At 60.0% G+C, this 17,989-nt stretch carries 13 protein-coding genes and 1 pseudogene; 6 read left to right on the top strand and 8 right to left on the bottom strand.

Annotated features, from left to right (window positions below; genetic code table 11):
- Window positions 1-84: 84 nt before the first annotated feature.
- The gene (locus LRS06_RS16445) at window positions 85-1,317 is read right to left on the bottom strand and encodes a PQQ-dependent sugar dehydrogenase (protein WP_257872475.1); all 1,233 of its coding nucleotides are present in this window, start codon (window positions 1,315-1,317) and stop codon (window positions 85-87) included.
- An 809-nt stretch (window positions 1,318-2,126) separates the two neighbouring features.
- Here LRS06_RS16445 and LRS06_RS16450 point away from each other — a divergent pair.
- From LRS06_RS16450 to LRS06_RS16465, 4 genes are all read left to right on the top strand, one after another.
- Window positions 2,127-4,427, top strand: coding sequence for a GH92 family glycosyl hydrolase (locus LRS06_RS16450; protein ID WP_257872476.1), 2,301 nt, complete (start codon window positions 2,127-2,129; stop codon window positions 4,425-4,427).
- 41 nt (window positions 4,428-4,468) lie between these two features.
- Window positions 4,469-5,002: a hypothetical protein gene (locus LRS06_RS16455; RefSeq protein WP_257872477.1), complete on the top strand. Its 534-nt coding sequence runs from the start codon at window positions 4,469-4,471 to the stop codon at window positions 5,000-5,002.
- A 60-nt stretch (window positions 5,003-5,062) separates the two neighbouring features.
- Entirely contained in the window at window positions 5,063-5,821 is a 759-nt protein-coding gene (locus LRS06_RS16460) for an IS5 family transposase (RefSeq protein WP_257869755.1), read from the top strand.
- Window positions 5,822-6,015: 194 nt separating this feature from the next.
- A complete protein-coding gene (locus tag LRS06_RS16465) occupies window positions 6,016-6,381 on the top strand; it encodes a hypothetical protein (RefSeq protein WP_257872478.1) in 366 nt (121 codons plus the stop codon).
- 137 nt (window positions 6,382-6,518) lie between these two features.
- Here LRS06_RS16465 and LRS06_RS16470 read toward each other — a convergent pair whose 3' ends face one another.
- Window positions 6,519-6,740, bottom strand: coding sequence for a hypothetical protein (locus LRS06_RS16470; protein ID WP_257872479.1), 222 nt, complete (start codon window positions 6,738-6,740; stop codon window positions 6,519-6,521).
- A 214-nt stretch (window positions 6,741-6,954) separates the two neighbouring features.
- Between LRS06_RS16470 and LRS06_RS16475 the strand changes: the two genes are divergently transcribed.
- A complete protein-coding gene (locus LRS06_RS16475; RefSeq protein WP_257872480.1) occupies window positions 6,955-8,229 on the top strand; it encodes a glycoside hydrolase family 2 TIM barrel-domain containing protein in 1,275 nt (424 codons plus the stop codon).
- Window positions 8,230-8,374: 145 nt separating this feature from the next.
- Here the strand turns inward: LRS06_RS16475 and rhuM are convergent.
- The 6 genes and pseudogenes from rhuM to LRS06_RS16500 form a co-directional block, all read right to left on the bottom strand.
- Window positions 8,375-8,506: pseudogene (gene rhuM / locus LRS06_RS25580) on the bottom strand (RhuM family protein); the annotation flags it as partial.
- A 282-nt stretch (window positions 8,507-8,788) separates the two neighbouring features.
- A complete protein-coding gene (locus LRS06_RS16480; RefSeq protein WP_257872481.1) occupies window positions 8,789-12,151 on the bottom strand; it encodes a DEAD/DEAH box helicase in 3,363 nt (1,120 codons plus the stop codon).
- A gap of 138 nt (window positions 12,152-12,289) precedes the next feature.
- On the bottom strand, window positions 12,290-13,522 hold the full coding sequence (gene sbcD / locus LRS06_RS16485; protein WP_257872482.1) for an exonuclease subunit SbcD: 1,233 nt from the start codon (window positions 13,520-13,522) through the stop codon (window positions 12,290-12,292).
- 84 nt (window positions 13,523-13,606) lie between these two features.
- The gene (locus tag LRS06_RS16490) at window positions 13,607-13,951 is read right to left on the bottom strand and encodes a hypothetical protein (protein WP_257872483.1); all 345 of its coding nucleotides are present in this window, start codon (window positions 13,949-13,951) and stop codon (window positions 13,607-13,609) included.
- A gap of 116 nt (window positions 13,952-14,067) precedes the next feature.
- Entirely contained in the window at window positions 14,068-15,450 is a 1,383-nt protein-coding gene (locus tag LRS06_RS16495) for an MBL fold metallo-hydrolase (protein WP_257872484.1), read from the bottom strand.
- A 238-nt stretch (window positions 15,451-15,688) separates the two neighbouring features.
- Window positions 15,689-16,129: a hypothetical protein gene (locus LRS06_RS16500; protein WP_257872485.1), complete on the bottom strand. Its 441-nt coding sequence runs from the start codon at window positions 16,127-16,129 to the stop codon at window positions 15,689-15,691.
- 221 nt (window positions 16,130-16,350) lie between these two features.
- Between LRS06_RS16500 and LRS06_RS16505 the strand changes: the two genes are divergently transcribed.
- Window positions 16,351-17,934 (top strand): amino acid permease, encoded by a 1,584-nt coding sequence (locus LRS06_RS16505; RefSeq protein WP_257872486.1) that lies wholly within the window; start codon window positions 16,351-16,353, stop codon window positions 17,932-17,934.
- Window positions 17,935-17,989 lie beyond the last annotated feature (55 nt).

Genomic DNA, 17,989 nt, shown 5'->3' on the forward strand with positions numbered 1-17,989 from the left:
GGAGTACGCCCAACTCCCGGGGCGGTAACATATCAGGCAAGCTGGCGGCCGACAAGTGCAATGGCACCAGGCCGGGCAAAGCTATTATTCCCGGTCGATGCGATACAGCCGGCCTTGGTCGGTGACGGCATACAAGGCGCCGTCGGCTCCCTGCGCAAGGTCCCGGAAGCGTTGGCCTTCGCCGGCCAGCAACCGTTCTTCGCCTACTACCCGGTTGTTTTCAAGCACCAGGCGCACGATGTGCTGGCCGCTGAGGCAGCCGATAAACAAGTTGTCTTTCCAGCCGGCAATCCGGTCACTGCTATAAAACGTCATGCCGCTCGGCGACACCACCGGGTCCCAGTAATACACCGGCTGCTCAAGCCCTTCGCGTTGCTGAATGGCACTGCCCACGGGCTGACCGCTGTATTCAATGCCATAGGTTATGGTCGGCCAGCCATAGTTAGCGCCGCTTTGGAGGCGGTTAAGCTCGTCGCCGCCGCGGGGGCCATGCTCACTTTGCCAGGCCTCCCCGGTTACGGGATGAATGGCCAGCCCCTGCGGATTCCGATGCCCGATGGAGAACAGCTCGGGGCGGGCACCTGCCGCGCCAAAAGCCGGGTTCCCGGGTGCCGGCTGCCCGTCCTTCGTGATGCGGATAATCTTGCCCAGGGCCGACGCTACGGCCTGCGCCTGGGGCCGCGTGGCCAGGTCCGACCGCTCGCCGGTGCTCACCAGCAGGTTGCCGGTGCGGTCAAACACCACCCGGCCGCCATAGTGCAGCGTGCCCTCGTACGGGGGCTCAGCCCGGTAAATCACGGTGGCTCCTTCCATCGCCTGGCCGTTGTCGGCCAGCCGGCCCTTGGCAATGGCCGTTACGTTGCCCCCCGGGCGGGCTTCCGAAAACGACCAGTATACCATCCGATTAGTCGCAAAATCAGGATCGAGGCACAGGCCCAGCAGACCTCCCTGCCCGGCTGCATTCACCGACGGTAGTCCCGTGATGGGCGCGCTTACCGCGCCGGAAGCGCTGACGATCCGCAAACGGCCGGCCTTCTCGGTCACCAGCAAGCGGCCATCAGGCAGGCTGGTGATGCCCCAGGGGTTGGCCAGCGAGGACGTAAGGATGGTTGCCCGGTAGCTGCCGGCAGGGGTAGTGACGCCATTCACGCGGGTTTGGCCGGTAAAAGCCGGCCGGTAGTTGGTATTGGCGGCTTTCGTTTCCACCGGAGAACCGGCCGGATCATTCGTGGCCGGGTCGGCAGCCGTATCGTTTTTGCGGGAACAGGAGAGCAAGGCCAGCGAGCAGCCAAGGATGCAAAGCAGGGACTGATTCATGGAAGATAAATTGAACGGTTGAACGGGTAGTACCCTTGTAACGCTCTTCCCTCGACTGCGGCCGAATCTTCCGTTGATTTCCCTACAGCGCCTGCTGAGCCCGGCCAGCGTATTATCCGGGGCCGGGAGCTGGATAGCGCCACGCTTCAGCGCTTAACCTGAAACCGGGCTGCTGCATTGCATTAAACGCCCTCAGCTTCTCCTGTGCCAAATCAGCAGGGCGCCCGTAAAACATTCACTTGCTACCTTGTCAACTTCAATGCCTCCAACCGAAGCTGATCAACTACAGTCGCTTGCTGCGATGCTCCTAAATCACTATTGAACAATTGCTTAAATAACTGAATGAAGTACACTTGGCTAGGTCTGTACACGCTGATATCTGTAGCAGTTCAGCCTGATCAAAGAATTATAGGAACGTATTACTCTGTTGGCGACAGATTCGAGAAGCATTCAAAGATTACGCTGAAGCCAGATGGAGTATTTGTCTACTCGGCTGGTGTAGGTGGCTGTCAGGTTGAGGTTACAGGTAAGTGGCGAGTGGAAAGAAATAGGCTGTATCTGATTAACGACAAAGAGTTTCAGAATAATCCTGCCGATACCAGCCGTTGGCGTCCCTTTTATCCTGATATGAGTTTATCGGCGTGGAAGCTTAGCACAAATGCTATTAAGCCACTACGGCCAGTACATAGTGGCTGCGTTGTGGATGGGAGAAGGCATGTTAGAGGGAAGTAACGAATGGTGTTAGTTGCAGGGCGCCCGTAAAACATTCGCTTCCTACCTTACCAGCTTCAACGCCACTCCCGAAGCTGATGCCCCGCCTTTCCTTCTTTGCCGCGCTGCTGCTGGCAGCCGTTCCCACTCTCGCCCAGAAAGCCAAAACCACCGAAAACCTCGTGCAATACGCCAAGCCGCTGGTGGGCACGGCTCGGATGGGGCACACGTATCCGGGGGCCACGGTGCCCTTCGGCATGGTGCAGCTCTCGCCCGATACCGACACGCTCAGCTACGAGCAGAACGGCAAGTACAACCCCAAAGTGTACGAGTACTGCGCCGGCTATCAGTACGCTGATAAAACCATCGTGGGTTTCTCACACACCCACTTCAGCGGCACCGGCCACTCCGATCTGGGCGACTTTCTGGTGATGCCCACCACCGGCCCCCTCCAACTCAACCCCGGCACCGCCGACCAGCCCGAACGCGGCTACCGCTCGAAGTATTCGCACCAAAACGAGGTGGTCGAACCCGCCTACTACCGCGTCAAGCTCGACGACCACAACATTCTGGCCGAGCTGACGGCCTCCAACCGGGTGGGGATGCACCAGTACACCTTCCCGCAGTCCGACCAAGCGCACATCATTCTCGACCTCACAGCTGGCATCTATAACTACCCTGATAAGAACGTTTGGACCTTCGTTCGGGTGGAAAACGACTCGCTCGTGACCGGGTACCGCCAAACCCACGGCTGGGCGCGTACCCGCACCGAGTACTTCGCCATGAGCTTCTCGAAGCCGTTTGTGAGCTACGGCAGCCGCAACCTGTCCAAGAAGCAGGTGTACCGCGGCTTCTGGGGCCGCTTCGACCAAACCAAAAACTTCCCCGAGCTGGCCGGGGAGCAGCTGCGCCTGTTCTTCGATTTCAAGACCACGGCCGGCGAGAAGGTGAAGGTGAAAATGGCCTTGTCGGGCGTGAGTTCCGAGGGCGCGCTACGCAACATGCGGGCGGAAGTTCCGGGCTGGGACTTCGAGGCAGTAAAGCGGGCGGGGCAGGCGATGTGGCAGCAGGAGCTAGGCAAAGTGGTAATTGAGTCGCCGAAGCGGGCCGACAAGGAGAACTTCTACACCGCCATGTACCACGCCGCCCTCAGCCCAACCACCTACATGGACGTGGACGGCCAGTACCGCGGCCTCGACCAGAACATCCATAAGGCCGAGGGCTTCACCAATTACACCACGTTTTCGCTCTGGGACACCTACCGAGCCCTGCATCCGCTCTACAACCTGCTACAACCCAGGCGCAACGCCGACATGGTGCAATCCATGCTGGCGCACTTCGACCAGAGCACCCTGCACATGCTGCCCATCTGGAGCCACTACGCCAACGAAAACTGGTGCATGATTGGTTACCACTCGGTGCCGGTGATTGTGGATGCCGTGCTGAAAGGCGTGGTGCCCGCCGACCAGGCCCAGCGCGCCCTCGACGCCTGCGTGGCCACCGCCCACCAGCAGCGCTACGACGGCATCGGCCTATACGAGCAGCTAGGTTACGTGCCCGAAGACAAAAGCGGCGCCTCCGTTTCCAAAACGCTGGAATACGCCTACGACGACTGGTGTATTGCGCAGTTGGCCAAAAAGCTGGGCAAGACGGACATCGAAGCGGAGTTCAGCAAGCGCGCCCAGAACTGGCAGAACGTGTACGACCAGCGCATCAACTTCATGCGCCCGCGCCTTGCCGACGGCTCCTTCCGCAAGGAGTTCGACGTGCTGAGCACCCATAATCAAGGCTTCATCGAGGGCAACGCCTGGAACTACAGCCTCTACGTGCCCCAGGACCCGGCGGCGCTTATCGCCAAGATGGGCGGTGAGAAGAAGTTTCTGCCCCATCTGGATTCACTGTTCACCATGCATCTGCCCGATATGTTCTTCGCCGAAACCGAGGACATCACCCGCGACGGTATCATCGGCAACTACGTGCACGGTAACGAGCCTGCCCACCACGTGGCCTACCTCTACAACTGGACCAGCCAGCCCTACAAAACCCAGGCCCGCGTGCGGATGATTCTACCCAAAATGTACCGCCCCACGCCCGACGGCCTCGGCGGCAACGACGACTGCGGGCAGATGTCGGCCTGGTACATCTTCTCGGCCCTGGGCTTCTACCCCGTGGCCCCCGGCTCGCCGGAGTACGCCCTCGGCAGCCCGGCCGTGCACGGCGCCACCATCAACTTGGAAAACGGCAACACCTTCCGCATCACCGTGCGCAACCAGAGCGACAAAAACGTCTACGTGAGGGAAACCCGTCTCAACGGCCAGAAGCTCACTCGGCCATTTCTACAGTATGCCGATGTAGTGAAGGGCGGGGAACTGGTGTTTACAATGGCAGGGCGGCCGTGAGGTAGATAAAAATTAGTGGCAACCTGTTTAACTAAAAAAAGATGAAGAATTATTTAAGATTTCTGTTTTGTGCGGCCGGCATATTCTCAGGTTGTAACAACACAAAGGATGAAACAAGAGCCCAAATGACTCTGCCAGATAAAGCTGAGGTTGTTAAGGAAGGCTCCTTGCCTGTCGAGGAGCTTATGATGGACAGCCTTGAATTGTGTACTAGTTTAATCAAAGAGAAAAGCGTAAATGATTTTGTGAGGAATCAGCCGGTCACTTTTGAAGTCACCAATGATACAGTTATAAATGACGAGAGAGGAATATTTGTGGGCAAAAGATTAAGTATAGGTACGTCTTTTATTCAATGGTTAGATGATTCAACGGTTTCAAAAATGTCCGTTAGTGACGCTAGGATCAAGCTGAATTGCGGAATTAGAGTTGGCATGTCAAAGGAAGAGTGCAGAACTAGATTCAAATTAGGCAACGCTAAATTCGATACTCTGTCATTTGGTTATGGATTTTTAGACAATGGATGTGACTTGTATTTTAAAAATGGCTATTTAAGAGCGTGTTTGGGAATTGAGTAAGGGCTAAAAAGAGACGAGTCAGTAAGTTGCGCGGGGAGTTCCTAGGCTTCCACGGGCATTATGGTTGATGGCTACCAACCCCTTACTGACTCGCAGTGGCAAGTTATCAAGTCGCTGCTGCCCACGCAACGACGGCGGCGCTTGTGTTTGCGGCAGGTGTTCAACGCCTTACTGTATGTGTGCCGCACGGGCTGCCAGTGGCGGGCGCTGCCCCCACAGTTTCCACCCTGGACGGCGGTTTACTACTATTTCTATCGCTGGCAACGGCTGGGTCTGTGGCAGCAACTCAATACGGTCGTCAACGCCCTGGACCGAGTCGCACACGGCCGCGAACCGACTCCGGCGCTGGCCTGCATAGATAGCCAAAGCGTCAAGCTGGCCCCGCGCATCTACGAGCACCGCGGCCTGGACGCGCACAAGCTCGTCAACGGCCGCAAACGCCAGCTCCTAGTGGATTCCGGCGGGCGTATCTGGGCCGCGCACGTGCACGCGGCCCACCGCCACGACAGCACCGGCGCCCTGGCATTGCTGCCCCAGCGGCCTTGGTGGGCACGGCGCCTGCAGCTTGTGCTGACCGATGCGGCCTACCGTGGGCGCTTTGCCCAGCAACTGCTGCGGTTGGGCCTAGTCCAACAAATTAGTAGTCGGCCGCCTACCCTGCACGGCTTCGTACCCCTGGCCCGGCGCTGGGTCGTCGAGCGCACCTTCGCCTGGCTGGCCTGCTTTCGCCGCGTCGTAGTCGATTACGAATTTACCCCCGCTAGCCATGTCACGTGGCTGTTATTGGCCAACATCACCATGTCGCTCAATCGGTCCTAAATTCCCCAACACGCTCTAAGTAAGGTAGAGCTACTGAACATGCCTGATTAAACTTCTCAATAAGCCCATCTGGCACGAGCTTAGCGCAGCATACCTCGTGACCACCCATGAACATGGGTGGGGGATGAGCCTCCAAAGCCGCGCCAGTAGTAAGTTGGCTAAAACATAGTAAATCGTAATAAAGCTCACTTGAAATGAAGAAGTTGTTTTTACTAATCTTAATATTCATGTGTGGAGCTTGGGCCTTTCATGTAATGAATTATAAACTTGCGGAAGAGTTGAAAAACCCGATTTATGTAACTCGCTTTACAAAAAGCAGATTTATGAAATTTGATAATGTTAATGTAGTTCGTATTGAGTATGAATATGATGGGAGTAACCAATATAAATTGAATGATGACCTGAATGGAATCGACATAAATTCATTTCGTCAGATCAAAGGCAGGAGTACCGTTGATGTTGAATATCGTGATAAGAATTATCTGTATACCATTCACGATGGCGAGGAAAAATATATCGTTCGACACCGAAACAAGGTAGCCGCCAGCGAGCCTCTGTGACGCATTTTGCCAGCAAGGCGTTTGGAAACGCAGAGCAAGGGCACCAGTTGGGGCATGTGCGCCTACTGCAGCAGTATGCCCACAAAAACGCCCCATCCTGATAGGAATGGGGCGTTTGCGTAATCAGGGCGGCCAGCTTACCAGGGCTTGCTGGCGACTTTGTTTTTGTTGCGGTTGTAGAGGTAAGCGGCCCCGGCAGCTAGTAGGGCACCGCCCAGCAGCTTGCGGTTCATACCCCCGGGACGAGCGGCGGTATCGTACGTTCCAGTGGTTGGGTTTACGGCAGTACGTCCGCCAAACAGGCCTGAAAGCAGGCCACCCATAGTGCCGCTCGGGCGGTCAGAACCAAATATGCTCATGATTGACAAGGAAAATGGTGTAGGCTCCGTAACGTACGCCCGGGCCGCATTGTTGTGTGCCGCTTCCCAGGCGCGAGTTCAGCTCGGCAAAAACTCGCACTAGCTGGGCCGCCCAATGGCGTCTCCCGGGCTCCGGCTAGCTGTTGAGTTGGCGGGTATGCCAAACGCGTGCTAGCTTTAGGCCAATCCTTCCCGTTCTCTTTTCGCGCATCCCATGAAGTTTCCTGTGTTGCTGGCGCTGCTGGCTTTTACCTCCGCGGCCTCCGCGCAAAACGGCCCCATCAAAGTTGAAGTAAAGCAAGCCGACGGCCGCTATGAGCTGCGGCGTGGCGAGCAGCCCTACTTTATCAAAGGTGCGGGCGGGGGACAGTTTCCGGAGCGCGTGCGGGCCTACGGCGGCAACTCCCTGCGCACCTGGAGCACCGATGGGGCCGACAAAACGCTGGCCGAAGCTCAAAAGAATGGCCTTACCGTGATGCTGGGCCTGGATGTGGCCCGGGAGCGGCACGGCTTCAACTACGACGACCCCCAGGCCGTGGCGGCCCAGCTGCAGAAGCTGCGCGCCGAGGTCATCAAGTACAAAGACAACCCCGCCGTGCTGTTTTGGGGCATCGGCAACGAGCTGAACCTAGAGTATAAGAACCCCAAGGTGTGGGACGCCGTGGAGCAGATTGCCCGCATGATTCACGAAGTGGACCCCAACCACCCTACCAGCACCGTGCTGGCCGGCATCAACCAGCCCGAAGTTGACTACATCAAGGCCAAGTGCCCGTCGGTGGATATTCTAAGCATCAACACCTACGCCGGGCTGGCCGCCATTCCGCAGCAGGTGCGCACCATGGGTTGGACTGGCCCCTACGTGGTAGCTGAGTGGGGCCCCACCGGCCACTGGGAAAGCCCCGTGACGCCCTGGAAAGCATCGGTGGAGGAAACCAGCAGCCAGAAAGCCGCCGTGTATCAGAGCCGCTACGAAGCCTCCGTGGCCAAAGATAAAACCCAGTGCCTGGGCACTTACGTGTTTTTGTGGGGCCAGAAACAGGAGCGCACGCCCACCTGGTACGGCATCTTCACCGAGGATGGCAAGGAGTCGGAAGTGGTGGATGTGATGCAGTACCTTTGGAGCGGTCAGTGGCCCAAAAACCGCGCCCCACACCTGGCCTCCTTCACACTGGATGGCAAGCAGGCTACCGACAACGTGCGGCTGCAGCCCGGCAAATCCTACCCCGTGCAAGCCGCCGTATCGGACCCCGACAAGGACAAGCTAACCTACCGCTACGAGTTGCTGCCGGAAAGCACCGACCTGAAATCCGGCGGTGACCGGGAAAGCCGCCCTAGTGCCATTGCCGGCCTGCTGCCGAAGGGCGCTACCGGCCAGACTGCCCTCACCGCCCCCAAGCAGGAAGGCGCCTACCGCCTCTTCGTCTATGCCTACGACGGCCAAGACAACGTAGCTACGGCCAACATCCCGTTTTATGTGGGTGGAAAGTAGGTTAATGTAGGGGCGGGGCTCGCCCCCGCCCGTCGTTGAAGGAACCTCGTGCTCGTGGTCCAATACCGGGCGGGGGCAAGCCCCGCCCCTACAATTGACGTCCAGACGCGCTAATTTCCCTGATTGATCAGGTTCACGACCAGCGTCACCCTCGTGTGGCCACGTTGCTTCGCAGCTGCACCAGATACTGCCGCAGCACGCCAGTAGCCCACTGCCGGAAGTGCGTCCCTTGCAACGATTTCACCCGATACCCGACGGAAATGATTACGTCGAGGTTGTAGTGCTTCGTGCGTTAGGATTTACTATCGGCGGCAGTTGTCAAGGATTTCTTGACAACTGAATTCTCATCAAGCTCACCTTTTCGGAATGCGTTGCGCGTGTGCAAGCTGACGTTCTGTTTGGTGGTATCAAACAGCTCTGCCATCTGGGCCTGCGTGAGCCACACCGTCTCGTTCTGGAGGTGGACTTCCAGCTGAGGTTGTCCATTGGGGACTGGTAAAGAAGGATATAGGACGTAGCGGACATAGGCAGTGTATAGGTAGGATCGAAGGTAAAAAATCTAACTGAACAGCTCCAGCAACTGCTGCGCCGTCAGGGACTTGAGCAGGGAAGCGTCAGTTTTGATCAGGTCGTGGGCCAGCTCCCGCTTGCCTTCCTGCAGCTTCATGATTTTCTCCTCAATGGTATCGGGGCAGATAAGGCGCACGGCCACCACCTTGCGCGTCTGGCCGAGGCGGTGGGCGCGGTCAATGGCCTGGTTTTCGACGGCCGGGTTCCACCACGGGTCCACAAGGTACACGTAGTCGGCGGCGGTGAGGTTGAGGCCGGTGCCGCCCGCTTTAAGGCTGATCAGGAACACCCGCACGCTTTCATCCTCCTGAAACGCCCGCACTGCGGCTGCCCGGTTACGCGTCTGACCAGTGAGCTGCTGGTAGCCGATACTGCGCTGCTCCAGCTCCGGGCGAATCAGGTCGAGCATGCCCACAAACTGCGAGAAAATCAGGAGCTTGTGCTGTGGGGCTTTGGTTTCAATTTCCTCCAGCAGCACGTTCAGCTTGGCCGAGGTAGGGCCCAGGTACTCCTCATCGGGCAGCAGCGCCGGGGCATTGCAGATCTGGCGCAGGCGGGTGAGGCCCTGCAGCACGTGCGCGCTGTTTTTGCGGGGCGTATCGGGGTGCTGGCCCGTCAGCTTGGCCCGGAATTCCTGGCGGCATGCCTCATAGATGCGGCGCTGCTCCGCACCCATTTCGCAGTAGAGCACCATTTCGGTTTTGGCAGGCAGCTCGGCCGCTACCTGGGCCTTGGTGCGGCGCAGCACAAACGGGCTGATTTTGCGCTGCAGCGCCCGCGCGTGCCGCCCATCCTTGAACTTGTCGATGGGGGCGGCATACTGGTCCTGAAAGAACTGGCGGCTGCCCAGCAGGCCGGGGCAGGCAAAGGAAAGCTGCCCGTAGAGGTCGTAGGTGTTGTTTTCGACCGGAGTGCCCGTCAGCACCAAGCGGTTGCGGGCCTGCAGCAGGCAGGCGGCGCGGTAGCGCTGGGAGTCGGGGTTTTTGATGGCCTGTGCCTCGTCCAGCACCACGTAGTTGAAGCAGTATTCGCGCAGCCAGCGAATGTCCGATACCATCGTGTTGTAGGTCGTCAGCACGATATCAAACCCCTCAAATTCCCGAGCAGCCTGGCGGCGGCCGGAACCGTGCAGCACGTACACCCGCAGCGTCGGGGCAAACTTCTGCACCTCGGCCAGCCAGTTGAACACCAGCGAGGTCGGTACTACCACCAGGCTGGCGGTCGGGTGGCCCTTTGCGCGCTGCGTCAGCAAAAATGCCAGTACCTGCAGGGTTTTGCCCAGGCCCATATCATCGGCCAAGCAGCCGCCGAAGTTGAAGGTGTCGAGGAAGTTGAGCCAGTTGAGGCCCTGGCGTTGGTACTCGCGCAGGGTGGCCTGCAACTCAGCTGGCACGGGCACTAACTCAATGCCGGAGAAGTCAGTAACGGCGGCGCGGTAGCGGGCCAGCTGGGCCGCAGCGGAGGGCGCCAGGGCTTCGGGGTCGTACAGCTCGGCGAGGGTGGCGAAGTTGATGCTGGGCGTGCGAATCCGGTCTTCTTCCACGTGGCCGGCGGCAAACCAGGCAGCAAACTTCTCCAGCCATTCCTGGGGCAAAATGCCGCGCGTGCCATCATCGAGCGGTACGTAGCGGCGGCGGTTGCGAACGGCCTGCTGCAGGTGCTGCAGCGTAACCTGCTGCCGCCCAAAGTGTACCCCTACGGCCGTATCAAACCAGTTGGTTTCGCCGGTCACGCGTACCGTAATGCGGGCTTTGTACGGATTGAGCGTGTTTTTCCTGAGCTGGTTGAAGCCCAGGATGGTAATGCCGGCCCGGCGCCAGTCGTCGAATGCTTCCAGCAACCATTCTTCCCGCAAAAACTGCGTTTTGGGCACGTACAGCGCCTCCTGCTGCAGCTGCTCTTGGAACTCAGGATACTGACGTAGCAGCGCCGCCACAAACCGGTCCTCGGCCGTAGCATCCCGGGTTAGCACAAACGGCCGGCCCAACTCATCCACCGCGTGCAGCTGCCGCCGCGAGAGGATGGACACTTCCTTGGGGCCGTAGCGCATCACCGGCAGCAGCTCCACGCCCGGGCCGGCATCGGAAAGATAAAGCAGCAGCTCGGGCGGGGCGTCGAAGCCCAGGGCAGCGCGCTGCTCGGGCGTAGCCGGGCGCAGGTGGCCGTAGCTGATGCGCAGCCGGTCTTCGAGGTTGGCCAGCACATCCCGCTGAAACTCCGCGAACTTGCTTTGGTGAATCAGCAGGGTGTTGTTGCGCTTCCGGAAAAACTCCACCACCCGCCACACCGCCACATCGTCCAGCAGGTACAGGGCCTCCGGCGTCGCCACAAAATAGTCGTAGCGGATGGTGAGGCTCTGGAGGTCGTAGGGCTGGTCGTGGAGCAGCAGCTTGCCGCTGATTTCGTAGTAGTCGTTCTGCTGGGTTACCGTCAGCCGCAGGTCGGTGCGGGCTGTGCGGAGCTGCACCAGGCTCAGGGATTGGGCCGTGAAGTTGTCGGAAACGGACGGGGTGTGCGTGTAAAAAGCTACGCCGGCCGGGTTCTGCACCACGGCCCGCAGGGCGTTGAGGGACGCTGCTGAGCGGGTATCCTCAAAATTGCGCTGGAAGTGCGCTACGGCGGTGTAGAACTTGATTTCCTCGGCATCCTGCAGAAGCCAGATGCCTTCCAGCGGCTGAAGCAGAAGAATGGGGTTCTTGACTTTGCCCGTTGCCGTGAGGGCGGCCTCGGCCAGTTGCAGCGTCAGGTGCCCGTAGTGCTTATGGCGGCCCAGCACCAATAGCTTACGGCTGCCCGCGGGTGCAGCGAGCGGCGTCGGCCTGGGCGGCAGCAGCTGCGCTATCAGCTCCTGGTTGGTAACGGGCGTAACGGGGTAGAGTGCCGCCTGCCGGGGCTTGGCCGTCACAGAGGCCGGGCGCGTGTACGTCAGCTCAAAATGCGCATCCAGGTCGGCAGCCTGCTCCAGTCCATAGTCGCGGGCAAGGGCGCGCAGGTAGTGGTGGCGGGCCGGCTGGTCGAAAAACAGGCGCAGCTCCCGGCGCTGCACCACGGCCAGGAGCACCAGCGCCTGATGCTCGCAGAGCACCGCTTTAGGCGTAGCGCAGCCGCAGGAAATAAGGAGGTTGCCATCCAGCTGCTGCACTGCTACCGCCGGGAACGGCAGCGTACCGGCCGTGCTGATAAAAGTGCCGTGGTTTAGCTCCAGCGTTTCGGGCTGAATGGAAGCCAGCGTGCGGGTATCGGTGGGCGGCAGCTCGGCGCAGTGGAGCCACACCACGGCGCTGGTCAGGTCCGTCACCGTCAGGCCGGGCAAAAGGTACTTGTGCGGGTGAGGCGCCGGCGAAACGGACATGCAGAAAGCGGTGGCGGGCTGCCGGATATGATTCAAAAACAGACTGCGCCGGAAGAGCCTGCCGGTGTTTTGCCAAGCCGCTTCCGGCGGTCCGGCTTGGTGCCAGCGGCGCAGCAGGGAGAGCAGGACACTGCGCCCCTACATCCGTTCCAGCAGCTCGTCGAAGGTGCGCAGCAGCTCCGCCCGGCTGGCTTCGGGCTCCGCTTCGAGGCGCTGCTCAAATACTTCCCGCTCCGTGAAGTCATGTAGGCTGCGGGTGAGCGAGGCGTCGGCTTCTTCCTCATCCTGGCCCAGGGCGCGGAGCTTTATGAGGCGAAAATGACGGCGGGCCAGCACTTCCAGCTGCTTGCGGTCCAGCTCCTGAATCACCTTGAGCAGGGCATCGGCCACTTCCAGCTGGGTGAGTTCCGAGTGAATCTGCACATCGGCCCAGGCCGGCAGCAGGTAGCCGGTGTTGTCGTAGGAGGCGAGGCCCAGAGTTACCTCATCCAGGGTGCCGTGGAAGCGCACCAGCCGCCGCGCCCCCGGCACCGGCAAACTCAGCAGCTGAGTGAGCTTGCCGCCCGCAAAGTCCAGCAGCAGCACTTCCTTCGGGTGGTCGATTTCCGAGAAAGACAGCGGGATAGGGGAGCCGGAGTAGCGGATATGCTCCCGCCCACCCACGCGCTGCGGGCGGTGCAGGTGGCCCAGCGCCACGTAGTCGAACACCGCCGGAAAATGGTCGGCCGTTACCTGCCCCAGGTTGCCCACGTGAATTGTGCGCTCCGAATCCGACGGGGCGGCGCCAGCGGCGTAGAGGTGGCCGGTGGCCAGCACGGGCAGGCCCAGGTCCTTCAGCTGCCATACTTGTTCTACTTCCGACAGGCGCAGGTAGTGGTCGGCAATGCCTTGCTTGATGCGGGCTTCGCGCTCCTCGGCCGTTTCGCCGGGCACCGAAAGACGCACGTCCCGGTCGCGCAGGAAGGGCACGGCGCACACCACCAGACCGGGCTGGCCGGCGGCATCATCCAGCACCAGCACCTGGTCCTCAAAGCACTCGGGCACGCAGCCCACCACGTGCACGCGCAGGTGGCGCAGCAGCCGGGCCGGGGCGTTCAGCGTGGCCGGCGAATCGTGGTTGCCGCCCACCACCACGATGTCGCGGCAGTTGGTTTTCTGCATATTCAGCAGAAAGCTGTAGTACAGCTCCAGGGCCTGGTTGGAAGGCGAGCCGGTATCGAATACGTCGCCGGCCACCACCAGCACTTCTACCTGCTGCTCCTGGATGGTTTGCACCAGCCAGTTCAGAAAATGGCGGTGCTCCTCGGTTCGCTCGTGGCCCTGAATAAAGCGCTGGCCCAGGTGCCAGTCGGCGGTGTGTAGTACGCGCATGACCACGAAGGTACGGCCGCCAGCTTCAACAAGAAAGCCTCGGCCAGTAGAGCCAGGGCTGGACGAAAAGCAATGCAAGCGTACCTATTTCTCCCACACGGTGCGCTGGAAAGTGGCGCTCATTCTGAAATCTACGCCGTTGATATCGTTGAGCCCGCCAAAACCGCCCAGATATCCTATGTACTGGCAGTCGGCGTTGTACACCTTTGCGCCCCCGTCGGCTATGCAGTTGCCTTCGGCAAATAAGTAGACCGTTTCATCCTGAAACAGATACTCATCTACCTTCACCTCATCCTCACAGATTGTCTCTTTCGCGAAGGACTCAATTTTTTCCTTGATGCACTTGGGAGTGCCTTTGGCCACCTCGGCATCCTCGCAGCCCGTGAGCAGGCTCCCCGCCAGCAGCAGAATAGTAAAGACTTTCTTCATAGTTTGAATAGCTGAAAACAAGTGAAAGAAAAATGCCCGGGCCGCATGGCCCCGGGCATTTGCTCACTGAAGTAGAGCCAGACTATCCGAAGAAAGTTGCATGGCCAGGGCCGCGCTTACGCGTGGGCCGAGGCCGGCTGAAAGTCCGTAACAGCCTCGCCCAGATCATACACGGGCACCTCAACCGGCAGCGCAGCCTGCACAATGCTGCTGCCCGCCGCCGAGCGGTAGCCGCCAGCGCAATGGATCAGCACGGGCTTGCTGGTGGGGATTTCGTGGGCCCGCTCGCGCAGCTCGGGCAGCGGAATCACCAGCGCGTTGTCGAACACGGGCTGCTGGGCTTCGGTGCGGTTGCGGATGTCCACGATGGTGAAGTCCTGCGGCTGCCGACGCACGTGCTCCACGTCGGTGGCGGGGGAGGCGGCGGGCAGCTCGCGGGGGGTGAGCAGGGCGCCTTTGATGTTGGTTTCGTAGCCAATCTTGGCGGACTTGCGGATAACGGTATCCAGGGCAATCTGCGAGTCGGCAATGAGGTAGAACGGCTCCTGCGGCCCTACTACCGAGCCCAGCCAGGTTTCAAACTTGCCGCCGTCCATGAGGTTGATGGCGCCGGGCATGTGGCCCGCCCGGAACTGCGCGGCCGGGCGCGTGTCAATCACCACCACGCCCGGGGCCAGAGCCGTACCCGGCTGCAGGCGCGGTACGGCCCGTACGCTGTCCTCAAAAGGCAGGGCACCCTGCTTGTTCAGCACCACATCGTGCCCGAAATACTTGGGCATGAAGGGCTGATCTTCCAGCAGAACCTTGATAAACTCTTCCTGCGACATTGGCTGCAGGGCGTAGTTGGTTTTCACCTCCCGGCCGATGGTGCTGTCGAGGTCGGTGCTGGTGGTCTTGCCGCAGAGCGAGCCGGGGCCATGGGCCGGGTACACCTTAGTGGTGGCGGGCAGCGTCATCAGCTTCTGGCGGGTGCTGTGGTAGAGCTGGGCGGCCAGTTCCTCGCGGCTGTGGCCGCCCACGTTATCGTCCTCGCGCAGGTCGGGGCGGCCTACGTCGCCCACAAACAGGGTGTCGCCGGTAAACACGGCGCGGTGCTGGGCAAACTCATCTACCAGCAGGATGCTGATGGAGTCGGGGGAGTGGCCGGGGGTGTTGATGGCGTGCAATTCCACCGAGCCCAGGCTGATGCGCTGGCCGTCGTCGAACGTCTGGTGGGGGTAGCTGGCGTGCACCAGCTTGCTGACGTAGATGGTGGCGCCGGTTTCCTGGGCTATTTCCAGGTGGCTGCTCACAAAGTCGGCGTGGGGGTGGGTTTCGATGACGGCTACGATCTTGGCGTCGTGCTCGTCGGCGAAATCGTAGTAGGGCTGCGGGTCGCGGGCCGGGTCGATGATGGCCACCTGGCGGCCGCTGCGGATGGCGTAGCTCGCGTGGGCCAGGCCTTTATCGTAGAACTGCTGAATCTGTACCGACGTGGTACTACTGGGCAGAGGACTCATGGGGTGTGGATGAGGTGAATGCGCCGCGGCCGGCCCCTGGGGCGCCGGGTGCATATTCTCAAATATAAACAAGAAGGCATGTGCCTGTACTGCCGGAGGGCGGCTGATTGAAATAAGTTTACAATAATTACCTGTAAAACAATGCGTTAATTTTTGAAATCCGCCGCCGTAAGCTCTGGCCAAAAAAGAGCCCCGACAATTAAGCCGGGGCTCCGCAGAAAGCACGCTGCCAAAAGCCCTACGACTGCGCTTTGACTTTTACTTTGCCGTCCTTGATTTTTTCCTTGCGCTTCTGCTGCTGTTCCTCGCGCAGCTGAGCGTACCGGGTACGCTGCCCGGCCGTGAGCACGCCCGCCAGCTGCGCATCGTACTTGTCTTTGGCAGCCTTCATTTCGGGCAGAGCGGCCCGGCGGTCGGTGCTGGCGGCGTATTTGGCGCGGATGGCCTCAGTTTCCTGTGCCTGAGCCAGCAGAATGGCCTGCACTCGTGGCGCCTGCTCGGCCGTGAGGGTAAGCTCCCGGGTGAGGCGCTCCGTCATGCGCTGGGCGCGCTGCTCGGGCGAGAGGTGGGCACGGCCCTGGTAGCCGGCCGATGGGGTAGTGGTTTCGGTGGTCGTCTGGGCGGAGGCGGAGGCGCTGACCAGGGCCGCAGCAGCCAGCAATACAAGCATCTTTTTCATAAGAGTGGAGTCTGTGGTGAAGTTTACCGGCTGGTTAGAAGGCCAGCAGCCAGGTTGGTTTAAGCTCCGGCGCCGGAAAAACCAGCTGCCAGGTACGCAGCCGGGCATAGCAGTCAGCGGAAACGGCTATATTCGGGCCACCTAGCCGTTTGCAGACGGCTTTTTCTGCCATTTTCATAATCCCACACTCACCTTTCTCTCTTTCTTTTCTCTCCTTTTCTATGGCAAATATTTTCGCCAAAAAGCCGCTGGCAATCCTGCTCGGTGAAGCCAACTCCTCCGGGGAAGGCACGCTGAAACGGACGCTGGGGGCAGCCAACCTGGTAGCCCTCGGGGTAGGCGCCATTATTGGGGCCGGCTTGTTTGTACGCACCGCTGCTGCTGCTGCGCAGGCATCCGGCCCGGGCGTCACGCTGGCCTTCATTGTAGCCGCTATTGGCTGCGCCTTTGCCGGCCTCTGCTACGCCGAGTTTGCCGCCATGATTCCGATTGCCGGCTCGGCCTACACGTATGCCTATACTACCATGGGCGAGTTTATAGCCTGGGTTATTGGCTGGGCGCTGATTATGGAATATGCCCTGGGGGCGGCCACCGTGGCCATTGCCTGGAGCGAGTACCTGAACAAGCTCTTGGAGGTCTTTGGCACCAGTATACCGTACGCCTGGAGCCATTCTCCGCTGGAGAGTGCCGCCGTCAACGGGGTAATGGAGCATGGCATCATCAATCTGCCCGCTCTGTTTATCGTGGTGGTACTGAGCTTGCTGCTGATCAAAGGCACGCAGGAGTCGGCTACGTTCAACTCCGTTATTGTCGTGGTGAAGGTGGCCATTGTGCTGATTTTCATTGCCGTTGGCTGGCAGTTCATCAACCCGGCCAACCACACGCCTTACCTGATTCCCGAAAACGCCGAGCCCGTGAAAAATGCGGCTGGCGAGATAGTGCGCTCCTACGAGGCCTGGAACAAGCACGGCTGGGGTGGTATCCTGGGCGGGGCGGCCATTGTATTTTTTGCCTTCATTGGCTTCGACGCCGTATCGACGGCGGCGCAGGAAGCCAAGAACCCGAAGCGGGATATGCCCATCGGTATTCTCGGTTCCCTGGCGGTGTGCACCGTGCTTTACATCCTGTTTGGGCACGTACTGACGGGCGTGGCCAGCTGGCGCGAGTTTGCCGACCCGGCCAAGGGTGGCGAGGCTTCGGTAGCGTATGCTATCAAGGAGCACATGCCCGGTTTCGAGTGGCTGAGCACGGCCGTGACGGTGGCTATCCTGGCAGGCTTCTCGTCGGTTATTCTAGTGATGCTGATGGGCCAGAGCCGCGTGTTCTTCTCCATGGCCAACGACGGACTGATGCCCAAGGCTTTTTCGGAGCTGCACCCCAAGTTCCACACCCCCTATAAGTCAAACCTGGCGCTGCTGGTGTTTGTGGGCGCCTTCGCGGCTTTCATTCCCGGCTCCCTGGCGGGTGATTTGACTTCCTTCGGTACGCTGCTGGCCTTCGTGCTGGTGAGCATCGGCGTGTGGCTCATGCGCCGCTCCGACCCCAACCAGCCGCGGCCATTCCGTTCCCCGCTTTCGTCGGCCAGCTTCCCGCTGGTGCCGTTTCTGGGAGCCGGTATCTGCCTGCTCATGATCATGGCCCTCGATTACGACACGCTCAAGCTCGCGCTTATCTGGATGCTGCTGGGCTTCGTGGTATACTTCCTGTACGGCCGCAAAAACTCCAAGCTGCAGCAGGGTATTGTGGTAGTGCCCACCGAAATGGAGGAGCAAGCCTTCATCGAGCCCGACGCCGACAACAAATAAGCGTCTAGGCACCCATTTGAAAACGCCCCGGCCGAGCAATTGGCCGGGGCGTTTT

The sequence above is a fragment of the Hymenobacter sp. J193 genome (assembly GCF_024700075.1).
Taxonomy (GTDB): domain Bacteria; phylum Bacteroidota; class Bacteroidia; order Cytophagales; family Hymenobacteraceae; genus Hymenobacter.

Bases quoted from the DNA above. Each gene is read 5' to 3' on its own strand.
- LRS06_RS16460 (WP_257869755.1), top strand. From the start codon at position 5,063: ATGGTTGATGGCTACCAACCCCTTACTGACTCGCAGTGGCAAGTTATC.
- LRS06_RS16480 (WP_257872481.1), bottom strand. From the start codon at position 12,151: ATGTCCGTTTCGCCGGCGCCTCACCCGCACAAGTACCTTTTGCCCGGC.
- LRS06_RS16475 (WP_257872480.1), top strand. From the start codon at position 6,955: ATGAAGTTTCCTGTGTTGCTGGCGCTGCTGGCTTTTACCTCCGCGGCC.
- LRS06_RS16500 (WP_257872485.1), bottom strand. From the start codon at position 16,129: ATGAAAAAGATGCTTGTATTGCTGGCTGCTGCGGCCCTGGTCAGCGCC.
- LRS06_RS16495 (WP_257872484.1), bottom strand. From the start codon at position 15,450: ATGAGTCCTCTGCCCAGTAGTACCACGTCGGTACAGATTCAGCAGTTC.
- LRS06_RS16455 (WP_257872477.1), top strand. From the start codon at position 4,469: ATGAAGAATTATTTAAGATTTCTGTTTTGTGCGGCCGGCATATTCTCA.
- LRS06_RS16445 (WP_257872475.1), bottom strand. From the start codon at position 1,317: ATGAATCAGTCCCTGCTTTGCATCCTTGGCTGCTCGCTGGCCTTGCTC.
- LRS06_RS16490 (WP_257872483.1), bottom strand. From the start codon at position 13,951: ATGAAGAAAGTCTTTACTATTCTGCTGCTGGCGGGGAGCCTGCTCACG.
- LRS06_RS16450 (WP_257872476.1), top strand. From the start codon at position 2,127: ATGCCCCGCCTTTCCTTCTTTGCCGCGCTGCTGCTGGCAGCCGTTCCC.
- LRS06_RS16470 (WP_257872479.1), bottom strand. From the start codon at position 6,740: ATGAGCATATTTGGTTCTGACCGCCCGAGCGGCACTATGGGTGGCCTG.
- LRS06_RS16505 (WP_257872486.1), top strand. From the start codon at position 16,351: ATGGCAAATATTTTCGCCAAAAAGCCGCTGGCAATCCTGCTCGGTGAA.
- LRS06_RS16465 (WP_257872478.1), top strand. From the start codon at position 6,016: ATGAAGAAGTTGTTTTTACTAATCTTAATATTCATGTGTGGAGCTTGG.
- sbcD (WP_257872482.1), bottom strand. From the start codon at position 13,522: ATGCGCGTACTACACACCGCCGACTGGCACCTGGGCCAGCGCTTTATT.